Origin of the sequence: Variovorax nivicola (assembly GCF_051216475.1) — a bacterium.
Classification (GTDB): Bacteria; Pseudomonadota; Gammaproteobacteria; order Burkholderiales; family Burkholderiaceae_C; genus Variovorax.
This window is the reverse complement of sequence record NZ_JBPJZK010000009.1, coordinates 231,020-251,939: the sequence shown is the minus strand read 5'-3', so window position 1 is coordinate 251,939 and position 20,920 is coordinate 231,020. Positions and strand designations below refer to the sequence as shown.

Sequence of the window (20,920 nt, the reverse complement as noted above, 5' to 3'; positions counted from 1 at the left end):
CTGCAGCCCTTCCACCCTCGGAGGGCAGAGAGAGCTCCCCATGAAAAAAGTATTCATCAAGACCTTCGGCTGCCAGATGAACGAGTACGACTCGGACAAGATGGCCGACGTGCTGAACGCCGCGCAGGGCTACGAGCCCACACAGAACGTGGACGAGGCCGACCTCATCCTGTTCAACACCTGCTCGGTGCGCGAGAAGGCGCAGGAGAAGGTGTTCTCCGACCTCGGCCGCGTGAAGCACCTGAAGGCCAAGGGCGTGAAGATCGGCGTGGGCGGCTGCGTGGCGAGCCAGGAGGGCGAGGCCATCATCGCGCGCGCACCGTACGTCGACATCGTGTTCGGCCCGCAGACGCTGCACCGCCTGCCCGAGATGCTGAACGACCGCGAGCGCCTGAACCGCCCGCAGGTGGACATCAGCTTCCCCGAGATCGAGAAGTTCGACCACCTGCCGCCCGCGCGCGTCGAGGGCGCGACGGCCTTCGTGTCGATCATGGAAGGCTGCTCCAAGTACTGCAGCTACTGCGTGGTGCCCTACACCCGCGGCGAGGAAGTGAACCGCCCGCTCGATGACGTGCTGGTCGAAATCGCCGGCCTGGCCGACCAGGGCGTGCGCGAGATCACGCTTCTGGGCCAGAACGTGAATGCCTACCGCGGCAAGATGGGCGACACCGCCGAAATTGCCGACTTCGCGCTGCTGATCGAATACGTCGCCGAGATCCCCGGCATCGAGCGCATCCGCTACACCACCAGCCACCCGAACGAGTTCACGCCGCGCCTGATCGAGGCCTACACCAGGGTGCCGCAGCTCGTGAGCCACCTGCACCTGCCGGTGCAGCACGGCAGCGACCGCATCCTGATGGCGATGAAGCGCGGCTACACCGCCATGGAATACAAGAGCACGGTGCGCAAGCTGCGCGCCATCCGCCCCGAACTCGCACTCTCCAGCGACTTCATCGTCGGCTTCCCCGGCGAGACCGACGACGACTTCAACAAGATGATGAAGCTGATCGACGACTGCCAGTTCGACGCCAGCTTCAGCTTCATCTTCAGCCCGCGCCCCGGCACGCCCGCCGCCGCGCTGCACGACGACACGCCGCACGAGGTGAAGCTCGCGCGCCTGCACACGCTGCAGGCCGTGATCGACACCAACGTGAAGCGCTTCGGCCAGGCGCTGGTCGGCACCACGCAGCGCGTGCTGGTGGAGGGCGCCTCGCGCAAGGACGCGAACGAGCTCATGGGCCGCACCGCCTGCAACCGCGTCGTCAACTTCGAAGGCGACGCAAGGCTCGTTGGCCAGATGACCGACCTGCGCATCACGCGTTCGCTGGCCTACACGCTGCGCGGCGAGGTCGTCACGAGTGAATCGCTGATGCCGGCGCTCGCCCACTGATGGCGAAGCGACCTTCCATACGGGGCTCGTTCCAGCAGCTCCTGCTGTTTGCCTTCTTGCTGATCACCGCACTGCTGGTTGGCGTGGCGCTGCGCTCGGTGCTGCAGTACGACGTGCTCATGACGCAAAGCCGCGACGCGGCCGCGCGCGCGCTGCGCCTGTCGGGCGCGTCCCAGTCGCTGGCCGAACGCAGCGCGGCCATGGAGCGCGCGGGGCGCCAGTCGCTGGTGCTGAATGACGCGGTGCTGCGCCGCCGCTTCGACGATGCGGCGCGCGAGGCGCACCAGGTGCTGGAGCGCCTCGAAAAGAACGGCCTCGCACCCGCGGGCATCGAGATGTGGCGCACCCAGCTCGGCGTGATCGAGGGCCTGATGAGCGGCAACGCCGACAGCGCCCTCGCCCGCGAAAGCACGATGGCTATGCAGTTCCGCGAACTCGACGCGCTCAACACCAACCTCGCGCAGCAGGCGCAGTTTTTGATCGAAACGCAGAACGACGCGCTGGCCAAGCGCATCGAGAACGCGCGCCGCCGGCTGATGCGCGAAGTGGTAGCCGCCAGCGTGCTGGCCGTGTCGCTGGCGCTGGCCTTCGGCATCTGGCTGGCGCGGCCGTTCAAGCGGCTGGAGCACGCCATCGTCGGCCTCGGCCAGAACCGGCTCGACGAGCCCATCGACATCCGCGGCCCGGCCGACGTACGGCGCGTGTCGCAGCAGCTCGAATGGCTGCGGCTGCGCCTGACCGAGCTCGACGCCGACAAGGCGCGCTTCCTGCGTCACGTGTCGCACGAGTTGAAGACGCCGCTGGCCGCGCTGCGCGAGGGCGTCTCGCTGCTCGAAGACGGCGTGACCGGCCCGCTGAACCCGGCGCAGCTCGAAGTCGCGCAGATCCTGCAGCAGAACACCGTGGCGCTGCAGGGCCAGATCGAGGCGCTGCTGCGCTTCAACGCCGCCGCCTTCGAGGCGCGCGAACTGCGCCGCGAGCGCACCGAACTGCTGCCGCTGATCGAGGAGCAGATCGAGGCCCAGCGCCTTCAGTGGCAGTCGCATGGCCTGCGCGTGCGCGCCGAGGGCGAGCCCATCGCAATGACGGTCGATCGCACCAAGCTCGGCACCGCCATTGCCAACCTGCTGAGCAACGCCATCCGCTTTTCGGTAACGGGGGGTGTCATCACCCTGGCGGTGTCGGGAACGCCCGAGGCGGTGCACATCGACGTGAACGACGCCGGGCCGGGCATCGCCGAGGGCGACCGCGACCGGATCTTCGAACCTTTCTTCCGCGGCGAACGCCAGCCCGAGCACACGGTGAAGGGCACGGGCATCGGACTTTCCATCGTGCAGGAGTACATTGCAGCCCACGGGGGCCGCATCACTCTGCAGCCCGGCGGACCCGGTGCTCGCTTTCGCATCGAACTGCCGCGCACGGCCTGACCACCCCGGCTTCCCCTCTCCAACATTGCCTGACCGCCTCGCGTCCTTTTTTCGACCCATGTCTTTTTCGTTCGTCCGCCGTTCCTCCTTCGCCGGGGCGATGACCGTGCCTTTCGTCCTGCTGCTGGCCGCCTGCGCCACGCAGCCCAAGCCGCCCGCGGAGGCCGATGCGCTGCCGCCGCCCCCGGTCGTGCCGCGCGTGATGCCGGTCGAGGCCGAACCCAGGGCGCCGGCCACGCAGCCCGCCTCTTCGCTCTTCACATTGATGACGCAGGGGCCGCAGGCGGCCATGCTGTCGTATGCCGACAAGGTGCGCCCGTTGAATGGCGCCGACCTGAGCACGGAAATCGCGCGCATCGGCGACCCCGGCGATTCGCCCACGGCGCAGATGCAGCTGGCGTTGCTGCTCTCGCAGACCCGCGTGCCAGCCGACCTGGCGCGCGCGCTGGGCCTGCTGCAGCGAGTGATCGCCAACCCCGCGCCCGAGGCGCAGGCCCTGCAGCCGCTGGCGCGCGCATTGGCCGCGCGCTACATCGAGCAGCGCCGCGTTGAAGACGATCGCGACAAGCAGGTGCAGCAGCTGCGCGACAGCCAGCGCCGCATCGACCAGCTGAACGACCGCATCGAAGCCCTGCGCGCCATCGAGCGCAGCTTCGCGCGGCCCAACCCCACCCCGGCCGCAGCCACACCGGCAGCGCCGCCGTCCAGCGGAAGCAAACCGAACCAATGAGCACCTCTGGCGCCCGTCTTCTCGTGGTCGATGACGACCCGGACATGCTGCGGCTGCTCTCGATGCGGCTGAGCTCGGCGGGCTACCAGGTCACGGCCGTCACCTCGGCCGAGACAGCGCTCACGCAGCTCGAAATAGAGCATCCGCAACTCGTGCTGAGCGACGTGCGCCTGCCCGGACGCGACGGCCTCCAGCTGTTCGACGAGATCCGCAAGCGCCACCCTTCGCTGCCGGTGATCTTGCTCACCGCGCACGGCACCATTCCCGACGCGGTCGAGGCTACGGCGCGCGGCGTGTTCACCTACCTCACCAAGCCCTACGACGGCCGCGAGCTGCTCGACAAGATCGCACAGGCGCTGGCGCTCGGCGCCCCCGCCACCACGCCGAGCAAGGCCGGCGACGACAGCTGGCGCGCCGAGATCGTGAGCCGCAGCAACCGCATGGCCGAGCTGCTGGCCGAAGCACGCATGGTCGCCAAGTCGGATGCCTCGGTGCTGCTGCGCGGCGACTCGGGCGCCGGCAAGGAACTGCTGGCGCGCGCCATCCACAAGGCCAGCGCGCGCGCCGACAAGCCCTTCGTGGCGGTCAACTGCGGCGCCATTCCGGAAGCGCTGCTCGAGTCGGAACTGTTCGGCCACATGAAAGGCGCCTTCACCGACGCCCACGCCAATCACAAGGGCCTGTTCCAGCAGGCCGACGGCGGCACGCTGCTGCTCGACGAAATCGGGGACATGCCGCCTGCCCTGCAGGTCAAGCTGCTGCGCGTGCTGCAGGAGCGCGCGGTGCGGCCGCTGGGCGCGAGCCAGTCGATCGAGGTTGACGTGCGCATCGTCTCGGCCACCCACCGCGACCTCGACGCCGCGATGGAGGCCGGCCAGTTCCGTGAAGACCTGTATTACCGCCTGAACGTGGTGACGCTCACGCTGCCACCGCTGTCGGCGCGGCGCGAAGACATTCCGCTTTTGGCCAATCACTTCCTGCAGCGCCTGTCGACCAAGTACGGCAAACGCCTGTCGGGCTTCGCGCCCGAGGCACTGAAGGCGCTCACCACGGCTGCCTGGCCGGGCAACGTGCGCCAGCTGTTCAACGTGGTCGAGCAGGTCTGCGCGCTGTCTAGCTCGCCGTTGATTCCGCTAGCGCTGGTGCAGCGGGCGCTGCGCGTGCCGACGGTCGAAGTCCAGACGTACGCCGAGGCCAAGCAGCGTTTCGAGCGCGATTACCTGGTCGGCCTGCTGAAACTGACGGACGGCAACGTCGCCGATGCGGCCCGCCTGGCCGACCGCAACCGCACGGAGTTCTACCGGCTTTTGCAGAAGCACGAACTCACGCCGGGCCACTTCAAGGCCGATGCTGTCGCTCCGGGTGGGGACCCTGTCGCCGAGTAGCGACGCACCTAAGTCGTTGATTTATATGGCCTATCCCCACCAGCCCGCGAGGCTTGTCGGGATTCGGCGACAAAAACAAGGGTTTTGAGGCCTTCCGGTGGCCTCCTCCCGCGAAAAACACTTCCGGATCGCCCCAAGTCGTTGATCTGAAAGCGTTTTTCCAGCCTGGCACAGGGTTTGCCCCTGTACAGGCATGACAGCACTCACCAGCCCATCTTTCGCACTGCGTCAGCAGCGCGACGGCCTGCGTCAAAAGCAGTTTTCCCCCTCGCGGCCCCGTGCCGCGGGTCATTCGCTGGCCGCGCTCGCAAGCGCTGGCGGCGCTGAGCCGGATTGCGTGATCAAGCGCTTTCCTGCCATTGGCGACACCCCTTCCCTCGACAAGCAACGTTGGTAAATCACATGAAGCCGAACGACTTCTCCCAACTGAATGTGCTGGCCGATACCGATTTTTCGCGCCGCAGCCCGGTTCGCGAAGAACGCCATCCCAACTCGGTCACCGCTCCCCCCGTCAACCGCGGTTCGATGGCACCCCGCCCCTGGCGCGGTTTCTGGAACAGCCTCGGCACCGCCGCGCTGGTCAAGCTCGGCGCAGGCCGTGACGCCGAAGCCGGCGTCCACGACGCCCGGCAGGCCAAGCAACCCTGGCAGCGCGCCGCCGCCCAGCGCCGCTTCGCCTTCATGATGCTCACGCTGCTGAGCACCGTGATCGCGTCGTCGCTGTTCGCCAGCGTGCAACCCGACTACGACAACCTCTGGCTCGAATACGGCCAGATCGGTCTCTACGGCCTGCTTTCGGGCTGGGTCGTCACCGGCTTCGTGACCGCGCTCATGGGCTTCTACGTTTCCGTGCGCGGTGATAAGCACGCCCTCTCGGCGAAGCAGGTGGTCAACCACCCGATGAACCCCGAGGCACGCACCGCGATCATCATGCCGATCTGCAACGAGGACGTGGCCACCGTGTTCGCCGGCCTGCGCGCCACCTGCGAATCGGTCGCGGCCACCGGCCACGCCAAGCAGTTCGACGTGTTCGTGCTGTCCGACAGCTACAACCCCGAGACCGCCGCCGCCGAGCATGCCGCCTGGGAAGACCTGCGCGCCGCACTGGCCGAAAGCCCGAACCAGCCGCAGGTCGAGGTTTACTACCGCCTGCGCACCCGCCGCACGCACCGCAAGGCCGGCAACGTGGCCGACTTCTGCCGCCGCTGGGGCAAGGACTACCGCTACATGATCGTGCTCGACGCCGACTCGGTGATGAGCGGCGACTGCCTGACCTCGATGGTCAAGCTGATGGAAGCCAACCCCACCGCCGGCATCATCCAGACCGCGACGCAGGCCATCGGCCACGTCACGCTGCACGCCCGCGCACAGCAATTCGCTTCCCGCGTGACAGGCCGCCTGTTCACGCTGGGCATGCAGTTCTGGCAACTGGGCGAGTCGCACTACTGGGGCCACAACGCCATCATCCGCGTCGAGCCCTTTATGAAGCATTGCGCGCTGGCCCCGATCAAGGGCACCGGCGGCATGTCGGGCGGCATCATGTCGCACGACTTCGTCGAAGCCGCGCTGATGCGCCGCGCCGGCTACAACGTGTGGCTGGTGTCCGACCTGGTCGGCAGCTACGAACAGCAGCCGCCGGACCTGCTGGCCGAGCTGCAGCGCGACCGCCGCTGGTGCCAGGGCAACCTGCAGAACGCCCGCCTGATGGCCGAGCCCGGCATCCACCCGGTGCACCGCGCGATGTTCGTGACCGGCACCATGGCTTATGTCTCGGCTCCGCTGTGGCTCGCGTTCCTGACGCTGGGCACCGCCCTGTGGCTGAGCGGCTCGAGCCTCGTGTCGAGCTGGAGCGTGCTGCCTGCCGAACTGGCCGGCCTGTGGATCTGGACCCTGTGCCTGCTGTTCCTGCCGCGCGTGCTGGGCATCGCCGCCGTGCTGATGCGCGGCGAGCAACGCCAGTACGGCGGTGTTTGGGGCCTGGTGAAGAGCTCGGTGATGGAAAGCGGCCTTGCCATCGTGCAAGCCCCGGTCCGCATGCTGGCCCACTCGCTGTTCGTGCTGGTCGCCCTCACCGGCATCAAGCTCGACTGGAAGTCGCCCCCGCGTGAAGCCGCTGCCGTGCCGTGGAAGGTCGCTGCCTCGCAGCTGGCCCCCATGACGCTGGTGATCGCCATGCTGGCCGTCGGCGTCGCGATGATCGACCCGAGCGCGCTGATCTGGCTCATGCCCGTTGGCCTGCCGCTGCTGCTGGCGATCCCGCTGACTGTGCTGACCAGCCAGATCGCGCTGGGCACCACGCTGCGCGACCGCGGCTACCTGCTGATTCCCGAGGAATCGCGCTCGCCGGCCGTGCTGCGCCGCGCATGGATGCATGCGGTGCGCCTGGCGCGCCCCGCACTGGCAACTGCCTGATGCGCTGAAGACACAGCACCTCGAAAAGCCGGCCTCAGGGTCGGCTTTTTTCATGGTGCGTGGCTAGAATCGCGCCTTCCTTTTTTCAACCCACGGATCCCTCGATCCCCTGGAGCGCCAAGTGCCCCGATTCGCCGTCATCACCCTCTGACGCCGACAACACCGCTTCATTGCTGGTCATGTCGGGCGCCTAGCTGCGTTTCCCGCTGACCACACTCCGTCCCAGCTTCGCTCCCGCACGTTGTCGGTCTTTCCTGATTTGCATCTGGAGAACCAACGTGTTTCCTCTCTCTTCTTCTCTTTCGTCAATTCCGCTGCTCAAGTACCCGCGTACTGCGCATCTGGAAGGCTCGCGCCTGCAAACGGGCGACAGCGACGACGGCCAGACGCCGCTGTCGGCGCTGCACGGCCTGCATGTGGTCATCGAGGAAAAACTCGATGGCGCCAATGCGGCCGTTTCGTTCACGTCAGCAGGCGAACTGCTGCTGCAGTCGCGCGGCCACTACCTCGCAGGCGGCGCGGGCGAGCGGCAGTTCAACCTGTTCAAGCACTGGGCCGCCGCCCATGAAGCGGCGCTGCTGGAGCGCCTCGAAGACCGCTATGTGATGTACGGCGAATGGTGCTTTGCCAAGCACAGCTGCTGGTACGACCGGCTACCGGCCTTCTTCCTGGAGTTCGACATCTACGACCGGCAGGCGCAGCGCTTTCTCTCGACACCGGCGCGGCATGCGCTGCTCACAGGCGGCCCCGTGCTGCCGGTGCCCGTGCTCTACGAAGGCGAGATGCCGCGCCATGCCAAAGCATTGCGTGCCCTCGTGCGGCCTTCGCTGGCACGCAGCGCGAACTGGAAGACGACCTTCGAGCACGCGGTGGCGCACGAAGGCCAGCCGCTCGATCTCGTGCGCCAGCAGACCGACCTGTCCGACCTGGCCGAGGGCCTGTACCTCAAGACCGAATCGGACGGGCAGGTGACGGGCCGCTACAAGTGGGTGCGCCCGGACTTCGTCCAGACCATCCTCGACTCGGGCTCGCACCACAGCCGCCGGCCGGTGCTGCCCAACCGGCTCGCGCCCGGCGTCGATCTCTACGCACCGACACCGCCGGTCACCTGGCAAGACCTGGGGCTGCGCACCTTGCGCGACCCCGCCGAACTCGCAACCCAAGGGAGGCCGCGATGACATACGACGATCTGCGCGCCCTGGTGCCCGCGCCCGACAAAGGCACCGACTGGGCGCAGTGCTGCGACCTGCTGCCGGCCTTGCTGCGCCTCGAAGAGACGCCGCAAGACCCGTACTACCACGCCGAAGGCAACGTCGGCATCCACACGCGCATGGTGCTCGACGCGCTGATGCAGGACGCGTACTACCGGCGCGCCGATGCCGACAGCCGCTTCGTGCTCTTCATGGCCTGCCTGCTGCACGACATCGCCAAGCCCGACACCACGGTGATCGACGAAGCCAGCGGCCGCATCGGCCAGCCCGGTCACTCGCGCCGCGGTGCAGTCGACGTGCGCGTGCTGATGTGGAAGGCCCGCGTGCCTTTCGCGCTGCGCGAGGCCGTGTGCCGGATCATCGCCGTGCACCAGATGCCGTTCCACGCCTTTGCCTCGCGCAAGGGTGTGCGGCCGGAATGGCTGGTGCACAAGCTCTCGTGGGAGCTGAGCCTGCCTGACCTGTGCTGCGTAGCGCGCTGCGACATGCTCGGCCGCCACTACGAGAAGCGCGCGGACAGCATGGCCGACATCGCGCTCTTCGAAGAGCTGGCGCAGGAAGAAGGCTGCTGGGAAGGTCCGCGAAAAATGGCCGACGCCCACACACGTCTGGCCTACTTCCGCGGCGCCGACACCAGCCCCGACTATCCGCTGTTCCAGAACGCGGGCTCACGGGTGACGGTGATGTGCGGCCTGCCGGCCAGCGGCAAGAACCACTGGGTGGCACAGCACCGCAAGGGCTGGCCGGTGGTGTCCTTCGACGACGCGCGCGCCGAACTGGGCCTGAAGCACGGCGAGAACGACGGGCTCGCGGCACATCACGCGGTCGATCAGGCAAAGGCGTTACTGCGCAAACAGGAACGCTTCGTCTGGAACGCCACACACCTGAGCCAGCAGATGCGCGCCAAGACGCTCGACCTGCTTTGGGCCTACCACGCGCAGATCGAACTGGTGTACCTGGAAGCGCCGCACGCCGAGCTGATGCGCCGCAACCGCGAGCGCGACACGACGCTGTCGAACGCTGGCATCGAGCGGATGCTGCATCGCTGGGAATTGCCCGCGCCCGTCGAGGCGCACAAGACAGTCTACGAAGTGCAGACCTGAAGACAGAAGGCCCGCCAATGCGAACCGGCGGGCCTTCTTATATATGGAGGGGCGAAGCCTTCGCCTAGAACGGCAGCTTCGGACCACCAGGGCCACCCATGCCGCCCATACCCTTCATGCCGCCCATGCGCTTCATCATCTTCATGAGGCCTGCGCCCTTCATCTTCTTCATCATCCCCTGCATCTGCTCGAACTCGTTGAGCAGGCGGTTCACTTCCTGAACCTGCACGCCGGCACCGGCCGCGATGCGGCGCTTGCGCGTGGCCTTCAGCAGCTCGGGCTTGCGGCGCTCCAGCGGCGTCATGCTCTGGATGATCCCTTCCTTGCGGCGGATGTCGCGCTCGGCACGGGTCATGTCGGCCTCGGTGGCCTTGGCGGCCATCTGCTGCGGCAGCTTGTCCATCAAGCTCGACAGGCCGCCCATCTGCTTCATCTGCTGCAGTTGACCCAGGAAGTCGTTCAGGTCGAAGCCCGCACCGCTCTTGACCTTGGCCGCGAGCTTCTGTGCCGCCGCCACGTCGACACCGGCCGTGACCTGCTCGACCAGCGCGACGATGTCGCCCATGCCCAGGATGCGGCCCGCATGGCGCTCGGCGTCGAACACTTCCAGGCCGTCGATCTTCTCGCTGGTGCCCGCGAACTTGATCGGCACACCAGTGACCTGACGCACCGACAGCGCCGCGCCGCCGCGCGAATCGCCGTCGGTCTTGGTCAGGATGATGCCGGTGAGCGGCAGCGCTTCCTTGAAGGCCTTGGCGGTGTTGATCGCGTCCTGGCCCTGCATGGCATCGACCACGAACAAAGTTTCAACCGGGTCGAGCGCCGCATGCAGCTGCTTGATTTCGGTCATCAGCACTTCGTCGATGGCGAGGCGGCCAGCGGTGTCGACCAGCAGCACGTCGAAGTAATGGCGCTTGGCGTGGTCGAGCGCGGCGCGCGCGATGTCCAGCGGCTTCTGGTCGGGCGTGCTCGGGAACCACTCGGCGCCGGCCTGCTTGGTAACAGTCTTGAGCTGCTCGATGGCGGCGGGGCGATACACGTCGCCCGACACCGTGAGCACCTTCTTCTTGCGCTTCTCGATCAGGTGCTTGGCGAGCTTGGCGGTGGTGGTGGTCTTGCCGGCGCCTTGCAGGCCGGCCATCAGGATCACCGCTGGCGGCTGGGCCGCAAGGTTGATATCGGACACGCCCTCGCCCATGGTCGCGGCGAGTTCGCGGTTGACGATGCCGACCAGCGCCTGGCCCGGCTTGAGCGAGCCCAGCACTTCCTGGCCGAGCGACTTCTCTTTCACGCGGGCGACGAAGTCGCGCACCACGGGCAGCGCCACGTCGGCCTCCAGCAGCGCCATGCGCACTTCGCGCAGCATGTCCTGCACGTTGCTTTCGGTGATGCGGGCCTGGCCGCTCATCGTCTTGACGAGGCGGGAGAACTTTTCTGTGAGGGCGGTGGCCATGAGCGGAATGCCTTGCTGCCCGCTGCGGCGGGCCGGATGGAAAGTCTTGGAGACGAGGAGAGAACTTGAAGTCGGGCGCGGGGAACGCAAGGGCGAGCCGGTACACTCCGGCCGATGATTTTAGCGATCCCCTCCCCGCTCGGCGTGGCGCTGGGCATCGCCACCGCGGTTGCCTACGGATTTGTCGCTGCGGCAGGTGCCCGAATGAGCCGCCAGGCAGCCCAGTGGGCCCTCGGAATTGCGTGGATTCTGCATGCCGCCGTGCTGGCCCACGGCCTCATCGGCAGCGAGCCGCGCTTCGGGTTCGCGCCCGCCCTGTCGGTCACCGCGTGGCTGGTGCTCACCGTCTACGCGGTCGAAAGCCGCATGTATCCCCAATTGAAGGTGCGGCGCGCGCTCGCCTGGCTGGGCGCGGCCGCGGTGCTGCTGGCCATCCTGTTCCCCGGCACGCCGCTGCACGTCACGGCCTCACCGTGGCTGCCGCTGCATCTGGCACTGGGCATCGCCTCGTACGGTCTGTTCGGCGCGGCCGTGGTGCACGCGTGGCTGATCACCCGGGCCGAAAAGCAGATTCGCCTGGCCACCGCCGAGCCGCAGGGTGGTGTGCCGCTGCTCACGCTCGAACGGCTCACCTTTCGTTTCGTCACCGCTGGCTTCGTGCTGCTGTCGGCCACGCTGCTGGCCGGCCTGCTGTTCAGCGAGCAGCTGTACGGTGCCGCCGGCCGCGTCTGGAAGTGGGACCACAAGACCATCTTCTCGGTGCTCGCCTGGATCACCTTCGCGATCCTTTTGATTGGCCGGGCCCGTTTCGGCTGGCGCGGCCGCACGGCGCGTCGCGTGCTGTACGCTGGCTCGGCCCTGTTGCTACTGGCCTACGTGGGTTCGCGCTTCGTGCTCGAAGTGGTGCTTGCGCGTCCTCCCGTCTGAAATGAAATATCTCCTCGTCCTCGCGGTGCTCTGGGTCGCGATCTGGCTCTGGCGCAAGAACCGCCGCGAAGAAATGCGCGACGCCATGCGCGAGCGCGCGGCCAAGGCACAGCAGCGCCCCCCCACACCAGCCGGCCCGCCGCAGGCCATGGTGCGCTGCGCCCATTGCGGCCTGCACCTGCCGGCGACCGATGCCATCGCCGGGCCCGGTGGCGCGGTCTATTGCAGCACCGCGCACCGCGAAGCCGCAACGCCCCAATGAGCTCCCCCCTCTGGTCGCGCGGCGAGCCGGTCACCGACTGGGACGTGCTCGACCAAGGCACGGGCGAAAGCTCAGCGCTGATCCGGCTCTGGCGTGGCTTCATGGCCGCGCGCTGCTTCATCGCGCTGGTGCTGATGCTGCTGCAGGGCGTGGCCTTTGCCATCGGACAGACGATGCAGCCGGTGGCCATCACCATCTCGGCGCTCTACCTCGCCGCGACGTGGCTGGGCATGCGCTACACACGCGTGCAGCCGCCGATCCGCGGCTTTGCCGCGCTCTGGCTGCTGACCATCGGCATCGACTTGGCCGCTTTCACCGCCTTGCAGGTGCTGCAGGGCGGCAACGTCAACTACACGCCGCTGTTCGCGCTGCCGGTGCTCATGAGCGCGGTGCTGGGCACCATGATCGTGAGCCTGGGCACCACCGCCACGGTCACGCTGCTGCTGCTGGCCGACGCAGGCTGGCACTGGCTGCAGCAGCCGGGCGATTCGTCGGCGCGCTTCGTGCAGGCGGCGCTCACCGGCACCGGCTTGTTCGTGGTGGCGCTGCTCGCGCACGAAATGGCCCGTCGGCTGGCGCGCGAGGAAGCCGTGGCGCAGCGCAGCCGCAGCAGCGCGCAGATGCAGGCGCAGGTCAACGACCTGGTGATCGAGACGCTGAGCGAAGGCGTGCTGGTGATCGACGCCGAAGGCCTGGTGCATGCGGCCAACCCGGCGGCCGATGCCATCCTCGGCCAGGGCCTGGCGAAGCTGACGCTGCCGTTCCCGCTGCATGCCCAGCCCGCCTGGCATGCGCTGGCCGCATTGGCGCGCCAGACCTTCGCGCGGCGAGCGCCGCAGACGGAAGAAATCCCGGTGGCGCAGGTACGCGGCGCGGCGCGCGAAGTGCGCGTGCGCACGCGGCTCACGCCCACCAGCGAGAAGCGCATCGACAGCCTGTGCGTGATGTTCCTGCAGGACCTGCGCGAACTCGAAGCCCGCATCCGCACCGAGAAGCTGGCCGCGATGGGCCGCATGTCGGCGGCCGTGGCGCATGAAATCCGCAATCCGCTGGCCGCCATCACGCAGGCCAGTGCACTGCTCAACGAAGACCTGACCGACCCCGCGCACCGCAAGCTCACGAGCATGGTGCAGCACAACGCGCAGCGGCTCGCGCGCATCGTGGACGACGTGCTCGACGTCTCGCGCGCCCGCCAGCAGCGCGTGCTGTCGCTCGGCGAGCAGGTCGTGCTCGACCCCGCGGTGCAGGTGCTGGCCGAGGAATGGGTGCGCCAGACCCAGCGCAAGGGCGTGCTGGTGTCGCTCGACGCGCCCAGCAGCGAGGTGCGCTTCGACGCCGAGCACTTGCGCCGCCTGATCGTGAACCTGCTGGACAACGCCTCGCGCTACGCCGGCAAGCGCGAAGACTCGATCCAGGTGCTGACTGCACTGCAGCGCAGCGGCACCAATCGCCCGAGCCTGATGGTGTGGAGCGACGGCGCGCCGCTGGAGCCGGCGGTGCAGCGGCACCTGTTCGAGCCTTTCTTTTCTTCCGAGAGCCGCTCAAGCGGGCTCGGCCTGTTCCTGTGCCGCGAGCTGTGCCGGCGGCATGGCGCCACCATCGGCTACGAGCGGCGAGCGCTGGTGCCGGGCGGGCCCGAGGGCAACGAATTCTTCGTCAGCTTCGCCCCCAGCGAAAACCGGCTGACACAATAGCGCCGTGAGCACTCCTCCCCCTTCCGCCCAACGACCGGCGCAGATCCTGGTCATCGACGATGAACCCGACCTGCGCACGCTCTATGAATTGACGCTGCTGCGCGAGGGCTATCGCGTCGAGGCCGCGGGCAGCGTGTCGGAAGCCTGGCAGCACCTGGAGGCCGGCCGCTTCGACGCCGTGATCACCGACATGCGGCTGCCCGACGGACAGGGCATGGAGATCATCCACCGCATCCAGAAGGCCCAGCGCAGCGAGCGCTGCGTGGTGATGACGGCCTACGGTTCGGCCGAGAACGCGGTGGAAGCACTGAAGGCCGGCGCCTTCGACTACCTCACGAAGCCGGTCGACCTGAAGCAGTTCCGCGCCGTCGTGGCTTCCGCCGTGCAGGCGCGACTGACGTCGCAGCCCGCAGCCAAACCGGTGCAGGCGGCACCCGCAAGCAACAACAGCGCCGACGCAACGGTGGTCACCTCCGGCACCGGCATCGCCGCGCTCGACCGTCTCGTGGGCGAATCGGAACCCATGCGCCTCGTCAAGTCGCGCATCGCCAAGGTGGCGCGCGGCATGGCGCCGGTGCTGGTGCGCGGCGAATCAGGCACCGGCAAGGAACTGGTCGCGCGCGCGGTGCATGCCTGCAGCCAGCGCAGCGAAGGCCCCTTCGTCGCGGTGAACTGCGGCGCGATTCCCGAGAACCTGCTCGAGGCCGAATTCTTCGGCGCGCGCAAGGGCTCGTACACCGGCTCTTCGCAGGACCGCGACGGCTACTTCCAGGCCGCGCGCGGCGGCACGCTGTTTCTCGACGAGATCGGCGACCTGCCGCTGGCGATGCAGTCGAAGCTGCTGCGCGCGATCCAGGAGCGCAGCGTGCGCTCGATCGGCTCGACGCAGGAAGAAGCTGTCGACGTGCGCATCGTCAGCGCCACCCATAAAGACCTGCACGCCGAAGTGCAGGCCGGCCGCTTCCGCCAAGACCTTTTCTATCGCCTCAACGTGATCGAGATCGCGGTGCCCGCGCTGCGCGACCGCCGCGAGGACCTGCCCGCGCTGTGCGCCGCGCTGCTCTCGCGCATCGCACAAGACGGCGGACTGCCGGTGCCGCATCTGTCGAACGAACTGCTGCGCCGCCTTGCGCAGCATCCGCTGAACGGCAACGTGCGCGAGCTCGAAAACCTGCTGCACCGCGCGGTGGCGCTGAACGACGGCGACGAACTTCATCTCGACCTGATGGGCGGCTTCACCGCTGCGGCCGAAGCCGCGGCGTCCGCGCCTACGCCGCTATCGCCCGTCACCGACGCGCCTGTCGCGCTGGCTCCGCTTCCGGTCGCGCCCCCCAAGGTCGCGCCGCCGCCGCTGCCCTCCGACCTGCAGGCCTACCTCGATCAGCAGGAGCGCGAGATCCTCGTGCGTGCGCTGCACGAGAGCGGCTTCAACCGCACTGCGGCCGCCGCGCGGCTCGGCATGAGCCTGCGCCAGATCCGCTACCGCATTGCGCGGCTGGGCATCACCACGCCCAACGGCGACGATGGCGCGAGCAGCCATGTCGACGACTGAAGCCCCCATGCCCGCCGCCAACGACGGGCTCTGGCAAGCCGGCTGGTACCGCTTCGCGAAGGCGCTGCGCTCGCCGAACTTCGGACCTCGCCCCGCAAGCGCACAGACCGACCTCATCGTGCTGCATTCGATCAGCCTGCCGCCCGGCGAATATGGCGGCGACGCGGTGCAGCAGCTGTTCACCAACCAGCTCGACTGGGACGCGCACCCCTACTTCCAGTCGATCCGCGGCCTCGAGGTGTCCTCGCATTTCTATGTGCGCCGCAACGGCGAACTCTGGCAGTTCGTGAGCTGCGACTTCCGCGCATGGCATGCCGGCGTGTCGTCATGGCGCGGCCGCGGCAACTGCAACGACGACTCCGTCGGCATCGAACTCGAAGGCCTCGAAGGCCAGCCCTTCGAAGAGCCGCAATACGAGACGCTCGCGAGCCTGTGCGCCGCCATCGCGCAGCACTACGCGATCGTGCACATCGCCGGTCACGAGCACATCGCGCCGGGCCGCAAACAGGATCCGGGCGCGGGCTTCGACTGGCGCCTGCTGCGCGAACAACTCGGCTGGAATCCACAGATGTTTCCGCCACAGGTGGAGCAGCGCTAATTTTTTCAATCGTGCGGCGCCTCGCGATGTGCCGCTCTCGCAGCGCAGCAATGCGAAAATAGCGACCGCACGATTCAGCAACCATGCGGCCTGCAGGCCCAAATCGGCTTGCAAGCCACGCCCCATGCGGGTTGAGAGACCATAGGCCAGTATTCAAGCGGCATCGCTGGCCGTGTCCTATGGCGGAAGTAATACCGGCAATCCTTGTATCCATAGGAAAACGCTACATCTAGTGGGTTGTACACCCCCTGCACCCTAGATATAGTGTCCCCTGTCCGGTCATCTACACCGGCGCGGCACCCGGCCCAGGCGCCGCCATCCAACAAGAATTGCCAACCGAGAGGAAGCGAATGCAAACTGCCCTGAACCCCCAATCGACCCCGCGTGCCGTTCCCTCGACGCCACCGCAACAGCAGCGAGACACTGCTGGCTCCCCCACCGGCCAGAACCTGGCCCACTACCAGATCATCCGCCGCAACGGCGCTGTCGTGCCCTTCGAGCCGAACAAGATCGCCATCGCGATGATGAAGGCCTTCCTGGCCGTGCACGGCACACAGGGCGCGGCTTCGGCCAGCGTGCGCGAAACGGTCGACGTGCTCACGCAAGGCGTGATCCGCGCGCTGGTGCGTTCGCGTCCGGGCGGCGGCACCTTCCACATCGAAGACGTGCAAGACCAGGTCGAACTCGGCCTGATGCGCGGCGGCCACCATGAAATCGCCCGCGCCTACGTGCTGTACCGCGAACGCCGCACGCAGGAGCGCTCGAAGCAAGGTGAACAAGACGTGCCGGCCACGCCCGCGCTGCACGTGCTGGACAACGGCGAGCTCGTCACCCTTGACCTGAACGAACTCAAGGGCCTGATCGAGTCGGCCTGCGAAAACCTGGGCGACAGCATCACGTCCGCACCGATCGTCGCCGAGACGATGCGCAACCTGTACGACGGCGTGCCGCTCGACGAGGTCTACAAGGCCTCGATCCTGGCGGCCCGCACGCTGATCGAGAAAGACCCCGACTACACCTTCGCCACCGCGCGCCTGCTGCTGCACACGATCTTCAAGGAGATCATCGGCCGCGAAGTGATGCCGGTCGACCGCGCCACCGCCTACGCCGACTACTTCCCGCAGTTCATCAAGAAGGGCGTGGACAACGACCTGCTCGACGAGAAGCTGCTGCAGTACGACCTGCCCCGCCTGGGCGCGGCGCTGAAGGCCGATCGCGACAACCAGTTCGACTACCTCGGCCTGCAGACCCTGTACGACCGCTACTTCCTGCACGTGCGCAAGACCCGCATCGAGCTGCCGCAGGCTTTCTTCATGCGCGTGGCCATGGGCCTGTCGCTGAACGAAATCGACCGCGAAGCCCGCGCCATCGAGTTCTACGAAGTGCTGTCGTCGTTCGACTTCATGTCGAGCACGCCCACGCTGTTCAACGCCGGCACGCTGCGCTCGCAACTGTCGAGCTGCTACCTCACCACGGTGCCCGACGACCTCGACGGCATCTACGAGTCGATCAAGGAAAACGCGCTGCTGTCGAAGTTCGCCGGCGGCCTGGGCAACGACTGGACCCGCGTTCGCGCGCTCGGCAGCCACATCAAGGGCACGAACGGCGAATCGCAGGGCGTGGTGCCGTTCCTGAAGGTGGTGAACGACACGGCCGTGGCCGTGAACCAGGGCGGCAAGCGCAAGGGCGCCGTCTGCACGTACCTCGAAACCTGGCACCTCGACATCGAGGAGTTCCTGGAGCTGCGCAAGAACACCGGCGACGACCGCCGCCGCACGCACGACATGAACACCGCCAACTGGATCCCCGATCTGTTCATGCGCCGCGTGATGGAAAAGGGCACCTGGACGCTGTTCTCGCCCTCCAACGTGCCCGACCTGCACGACCTGTTCGGCGCCGACTTCGAGAAGGCCTACGTCGCCTACGAAGAGAAGGCTGCCCGCGGCGACATCAAGCCCGCGCGCACCATCCAGGCAACGGACCTGTGGCGCAAGATGCTCACGATGCTGTTCGAGACCGGCCATCCCTGGATCACGTTCAAGGACGCCTGCAACGTGCGCTCGCCGCAGCAGCACGCCGGCGTGGTGCACTCGTCGAACCTCTGCACCGAGATCACGCTGAACACCAGCGACACCGAAACCGCCGTCTGCAACCTGGGTTCGGTGAACCTGCTGCAGCATCTGAAGGACGGCAAGGTCGACCAGGAAAAGCTGAAGAAGACGATCTCCACGGCGATGCGCATGCTCGACAACGTGATCGACATCAACTACTACGCCGTGAAGAAGGCGCGCGACTCGAACCTGCGCCACCGTCCGGTCGGCCTGGGCGTGATGGGCTTCCAGGACGCGCTGTACGAACTGCGCATTCCGTACGCCTCGCCAGAGGCCGTGCAGTTCGCCGACGAGTCGATGGAAGCCATCTGCTACCACGCCTACTGGGCGTCGACCGACCTGGCACGCGAACGCGGCAAGTACTCGAGCTACAAGGGCTCGCTGTGGGACAAGGGCATCCTGCCGATCGACTCGCTCGACCTGCTGGAAAAGGCACGCGGCGGCTACGTCGAAGTCGACCGCTCGGCCACCCTCGACTGGGACGCGCTGCGCTCGAAGATCAAGGCCGACGGCATGCGCAATTCGAACTGCGTGGCCATCGCACCGACCGCGACCATCTCGAACATCATCGGCGTGGACGCTTCCATCGAACCCTGCTTCGGCAACCTGTCGGTCAAGTCGAACCTGTCGGGCGAATTCACCGTGATCAACCACTACCTGGTGCGCGACCTGAAGCGCCTGGGCCTGTGGGACGACGTGATGGTGATGGACCTGAAGCACTTCGACGGTTCGCTGCGTCCCATCGACCGCGTGCCACAGGATGTGAAGGCGCTCTACGCCACCGCGTTCGAAGTCGAAACCACGTGGCTGGTCGAAGCCGCCGCGCGTCGCCAGAAGTGGATCGACCAGGCGCAGTCGCTGAACATCTACATGGCCGGCGCATCGGGCAAGAAGCTCGACGACACCTACAAGCTCGCATGGCTGCGCGGCCTGAAGACCACGTACTACCTGCGTACGCAGAGCGCGACGCACGCCGAGAAGTCGACGGTGCAATCGGGCCGTCTCAACGCGGTGTCGTCGGGCAATGACGCACCCTCGGGCATGAGCGCACTCGAAGCCGCTGCTGCTGCAGCGAAGGCACAGATGAGCGCAATGCCCGCCACCGACATCGCGTTCTGCGGTGTGGACGATCCGACCTGTGAAGCGTGCCAATAACGCGTCGATGCTCGCGACAGTGAGTCAGTGAGGTGCATGCAAAAAATCGCGCGACGTTCACTCAATGAAGGCATTGACTGACATCGCGCGATGCATGCGAGCAACATAACAACCACATAAATGGCGTGCGATGTGAACGAGCACTTTGCAACTCACATCGTTACTCCGATAATTTGAGCATTGGATTTTTCTATGTTGACCTGGGACGAAGAAGTCAAGCCCTCCTTACCAAAGGATATGCAACAAGGATTGCAGCACCACAACGCATCGACCAGCGGCTTGCCCGCAGGCCGTTCGGTGGACGCTCCGACTTCGTCGATTGCGCAACCCGCCCTTCGTACGTTCAGCGCGCTCGATGACGGCGCTGCCGTACGTCCGGTTGCCGCAGCAGCAGCAACGCCCGCTGCCACCCAACGCGTCAAGGCTTCCGACAAGCGCATCATCAACGGCCAGACCGACGTCAACCAGCTGGTGCCGTTCAAGTACAAGTGGGCGTGGGAAAAGTACCTCGCCACCTGCGCCAACCACTGGATGCCGCAGGAAGTGAACATGACGCGCGACATCGCGCTCTGGAAAGACCCGAACGGCCTGACCGAAGACGAACGCCGCATCGTCAAGCGCAACCTCGGCTTCTTCGTGACCGCCGACTCGCTGGCCGCCAACAACATCGTGCTGGGCACCTACCGCCACATCACGGCTCCCGAATGCCGCCAGTTCCTGCTGCGTCAGGCCTTCGAGGAAGCGATCCACACGCACGCGTACCAGTACATCGTCGAGTCGCTCGGCCTGGACGAGAGCGAGATCTTCAACGCCTACAACGAAGTGCCGTCGATCCGCGAGAAGGATCAGTTCCTGATCCCGTTCATCGACGCCATCAGCGACCCCAACTTCAAGACCGGCACCCACGAGACCGACCAGACGCTGCTCAAGTCGCTCATCGTGTTTGCCTGCCTGATGGAAGGCCTGTTCTTCTACGTCGGCTTCACGCAGATCCTTGCGCTCGGCCGCCAGAACAAGATGACCGGTGCTGCCGAGCAGTACCAGTACATCCTGCGCGACGAGTCGATGCACTGCAATTTCGGCATCGACCTGATCAACCAGCTCAAGCTCGAGAACCCCGGCCTCTGGACCCCCGAGTTCAAGGCCGAGATCAAGGCGCTCTTCATGCGCGCCGTCGAGCTCGAATACAAATACGCCGAAGACACCATGCCACGTGGCGTGCTCGGCATGAACGCCTCCATGTTCAAGGGCTACCTGCGCTACATCGCCAACCGGCGTGCACAGCAGATCGGCCTCGAAACGCTCTTCCCGAACGAAGAAAACCCGTTCCCCTGGATGAGCGAAATGATTGACCTGAAGAAAGAGCGCAACTTTTTCGAAACCCGCGTGATCGAGTACCAGTCGGGTGGTGCGCTCTCCTGGGATTGAAGCTTTCGACAAGAATTAATGAATTCAAGAATTGCCCTTGCCACCGATCGCGCCAAAGAGCGCGGCATGGACTGGGGCTCAG

Annotated in this window: 16 protein-coding genes; 15 read left to right on the top strand and 1 reads right to left on the bottom strand. The window is 66.6% G+C overall.

Annotated elements, in window-relative coordinates; genetic code table 11:
- Window positions 1–40: 40 nt before the first annotated feature.
- The 8 genes from miaB (at window position 41) to ACSFBF_RS29530 (ending at window position 9,658) form a co-directional block, all read left to right on the top strand.
- The gene (miaB, locus tag ACSFBF_RS29565) at window positions 41–1,390 is read left to right on the top strand and encodes a tRNA (N6-isopentenyl adenosine(37)-C2)-methylthiotransferase MiaB (RefSeq protein ID WP_435473212.1); all 1,350 of its coding nucleotides are present in this window, start codon (window positions 41–43) and stop codon (window positions 1,388–1,390) included.
- Window positions 1,390–2,817 carry a sensor histidine kinase gene (locus ACSFBF_RS29560; protein WP_093056176.1) on the top strand — a complete coding sequence of 476 codons (1,428 nt, stop codon included), beginning with the start codon at window positions 1,390–1,392 and terminating at the stop codon, window positions 2,815–2,817. Before miaB ends, ACSFBF_RS29560 begins: the two co-directional genes overlap by 1 nt.
- A gap of 58 nt (window positions 2,818–2,875) precedes the next feature.
- Entirely contained in the window at window positions 2,876–3,547 is a 672-nt protein-coding gene (locus ACSFBF_RS29555) for a hypothetical protein (protein ID WP_435473210.1), read from the top strand.
- On the top strand, window positions 3,544–4,932 hold the full coding sequence (locus tag ACSFBF_RS29550) for a sigma 54-interacting transcriptional regulator (protein ID WP_093056180.1): 1,389 nt from the start codon (window positions 3,544–3,546) through the stop codon (window positions 4,930–4,932). The genes ACSFBF_RS29555 and ACSFBF_RS29550 overlap by 4 nt, the downstream gene beginning before the upstream one ends.
- A gap of 193 nt (window positions 4,933–5,125) precedes the next feature.
- Window positions 5,126–5,329: a hypothetical protein gene (locus ACSFBF_RS29545; protein WP_093056182.1), complete on the top strand. Its 204-nt coding sequence runs from the start codon at window positions 5,126–5,128 to the stop codon at window positions 5,327–5,329.
- Window positions 5,330–5,334: 5 nt separating this feature from the next.
- The gene (mdoH, locus tag ACSFBF_RS29540; protein WP_435473207.1) at window positions 5,335–7,344 is read left to right on the top strand and encodes a glucans biosynthesis glucosyltransferase MdoH; all 2,010 of its coding nucleotides are present in this window, start codon (window positions 5,335–5,337) and stop codon (window positions 7,342–7,344) included.
- Window positions 7,345–7,622: 278 nt separating this feature from the next.
- On the top strand, window positions 7,623–8,522 hold the full coding sequence (locus ACSFBF_RS29535) for an RNA ligase family protein (RefSeq protein ID WP_435473205.1): 900 nt from the start codon (window positions 7,623–7,625) through the stop codon (window positions 8,520–8,522).
- Window positions 8,519–9,658 (top strand): AAA family ATPase, encoded by a 1,140-nt coding sequence (locus tag ACSFBF_RS29530; protein WP_435473203.1) that lies wholly within the window; start codon window positions 8,519–8,521, stop codon window positions 9,656–9,658. Before ACSFBF_RS29535 ends, ACSFBF_RS29530 begins: the two co-directional genes overlap by 4 nt.
- A 64-nt stretch (window positions 9,659–9,722) precedes the next feature.
- On the opposite strand, the gene ffh is transcribed toward ACSFBF_RS29530, so the two are convergent.
- Window positions 9,723–11,111, bottom strand: a complete 1,389-nt coding sequence (ffh, locus tag ACSFBF_RS29525) for a signal recognition particle protein (protein WP_435473201.1) — start codon at window positions 11,109–11,111, stop codon at window positions 9,723–9,725.
- A gap of 114 nt (window positions 11,112–11,225) precedes the next feature.
- On the opposite strand from ffh, the gene ACSFBF_RS29520 reads away from it, so the two are divergent.
- From ACSFBF_RS29520 to ACSFBF_RS29490, 7 genes are all read left to right on the top strand, one after another.
- Complete coding sequence (locus tag ACSFBF_RS29520) at window positions 11,226–12,038, top strand: cytochrome C assembly family protein (RefSeq protein WP_435473199.1); 813 nt, start codon at window positions 11,226–11,228, stop codon at window positions 12,036–12,038.
- Window position 12,039: 1 nt separating this feature from the next.
- Entirely contained in the window at window positions 12,040–12,300 is a 261-nt protein-coding gene (locus ACSFBF_RS29515) for a PP0621 family protein (RefSeq protein ID WP_435473197.1), read from the top strand.
- Complete coding sequence (locus ACSFBF_RS29510; protein ID WP_435473195.1) at window positions 12,297–13,994, top strand: two-component system sensor histidine kinase NtrB; 1,698 nt, start codon at window positions 12,297–12,299, stop codon at window positions 13,992–13,994. The genes ACSFBF_RS29515 and ACSFBF_RS29510 overlap by 4 nt, the downstream gene beginning before the upstream one ends.
- Before the next feature lie 4 nt (window positions 13,995–13,998).
- Window positions 13,999–15,546 (top strand): sigma-54-dependent transcriptional regulator, encoded by a 1,548-nt coding sequence (locus tag ACSFBF_RS29505; RefSeq protein ID WP_435473193.1) that lies wholly within the window; start codon window positions 13,999–14,001, stop codon window positions 15,544–15,546.
- On the top strand, window positions 15,533–16,144 hold the full coding sequence (gene ampD, locus ACSFBF_RS29500; protein WP_435473191.1) for a 1,6-anhydro-N-acetylmuramyl-L-alanine amidase AmpD: 612 nt from the start codon (window positions 15,533–15,535) through the stop codon (window positions 16,142–16,144). Before ACSFBF_RS29505 ends, ampD begins: the two co-directional genes overlap by 14 nt.
- Before the next feature lie 350 nt (window positions 16,145–16,494).
- Window positions 16,495–19,410: a ribonucleoside-diphosphate reductase subunit alpha gene (locus ACSFBF_RS29495; RefSeq protein ID WP_435473189.1), complete on the top strand. Its 2,916-nt coding sequence runs from the start codon at window positions 16,495–16,497 to the stop codon at window positions 19,408–19,410.
- Window positions 19,411–19,602: 192 nt separating this feature from the next.
- The gene (locus ACSFBF_RS29490; protein ID WP_435473187.1) at window positions 19,603–20,838 is read left to right on the top strand and encodes a ribonucleotide-diphosphate reductase subunit beta; all 1,236 of its coding nucleotides are present in this window, start codon (window positions 19,603–19,605) and stop codon (window positions 20,836–20,838) included.
- The last annotated feature ends 82 nt before the right edge of the window (window positions 20,839–20,920 follow it).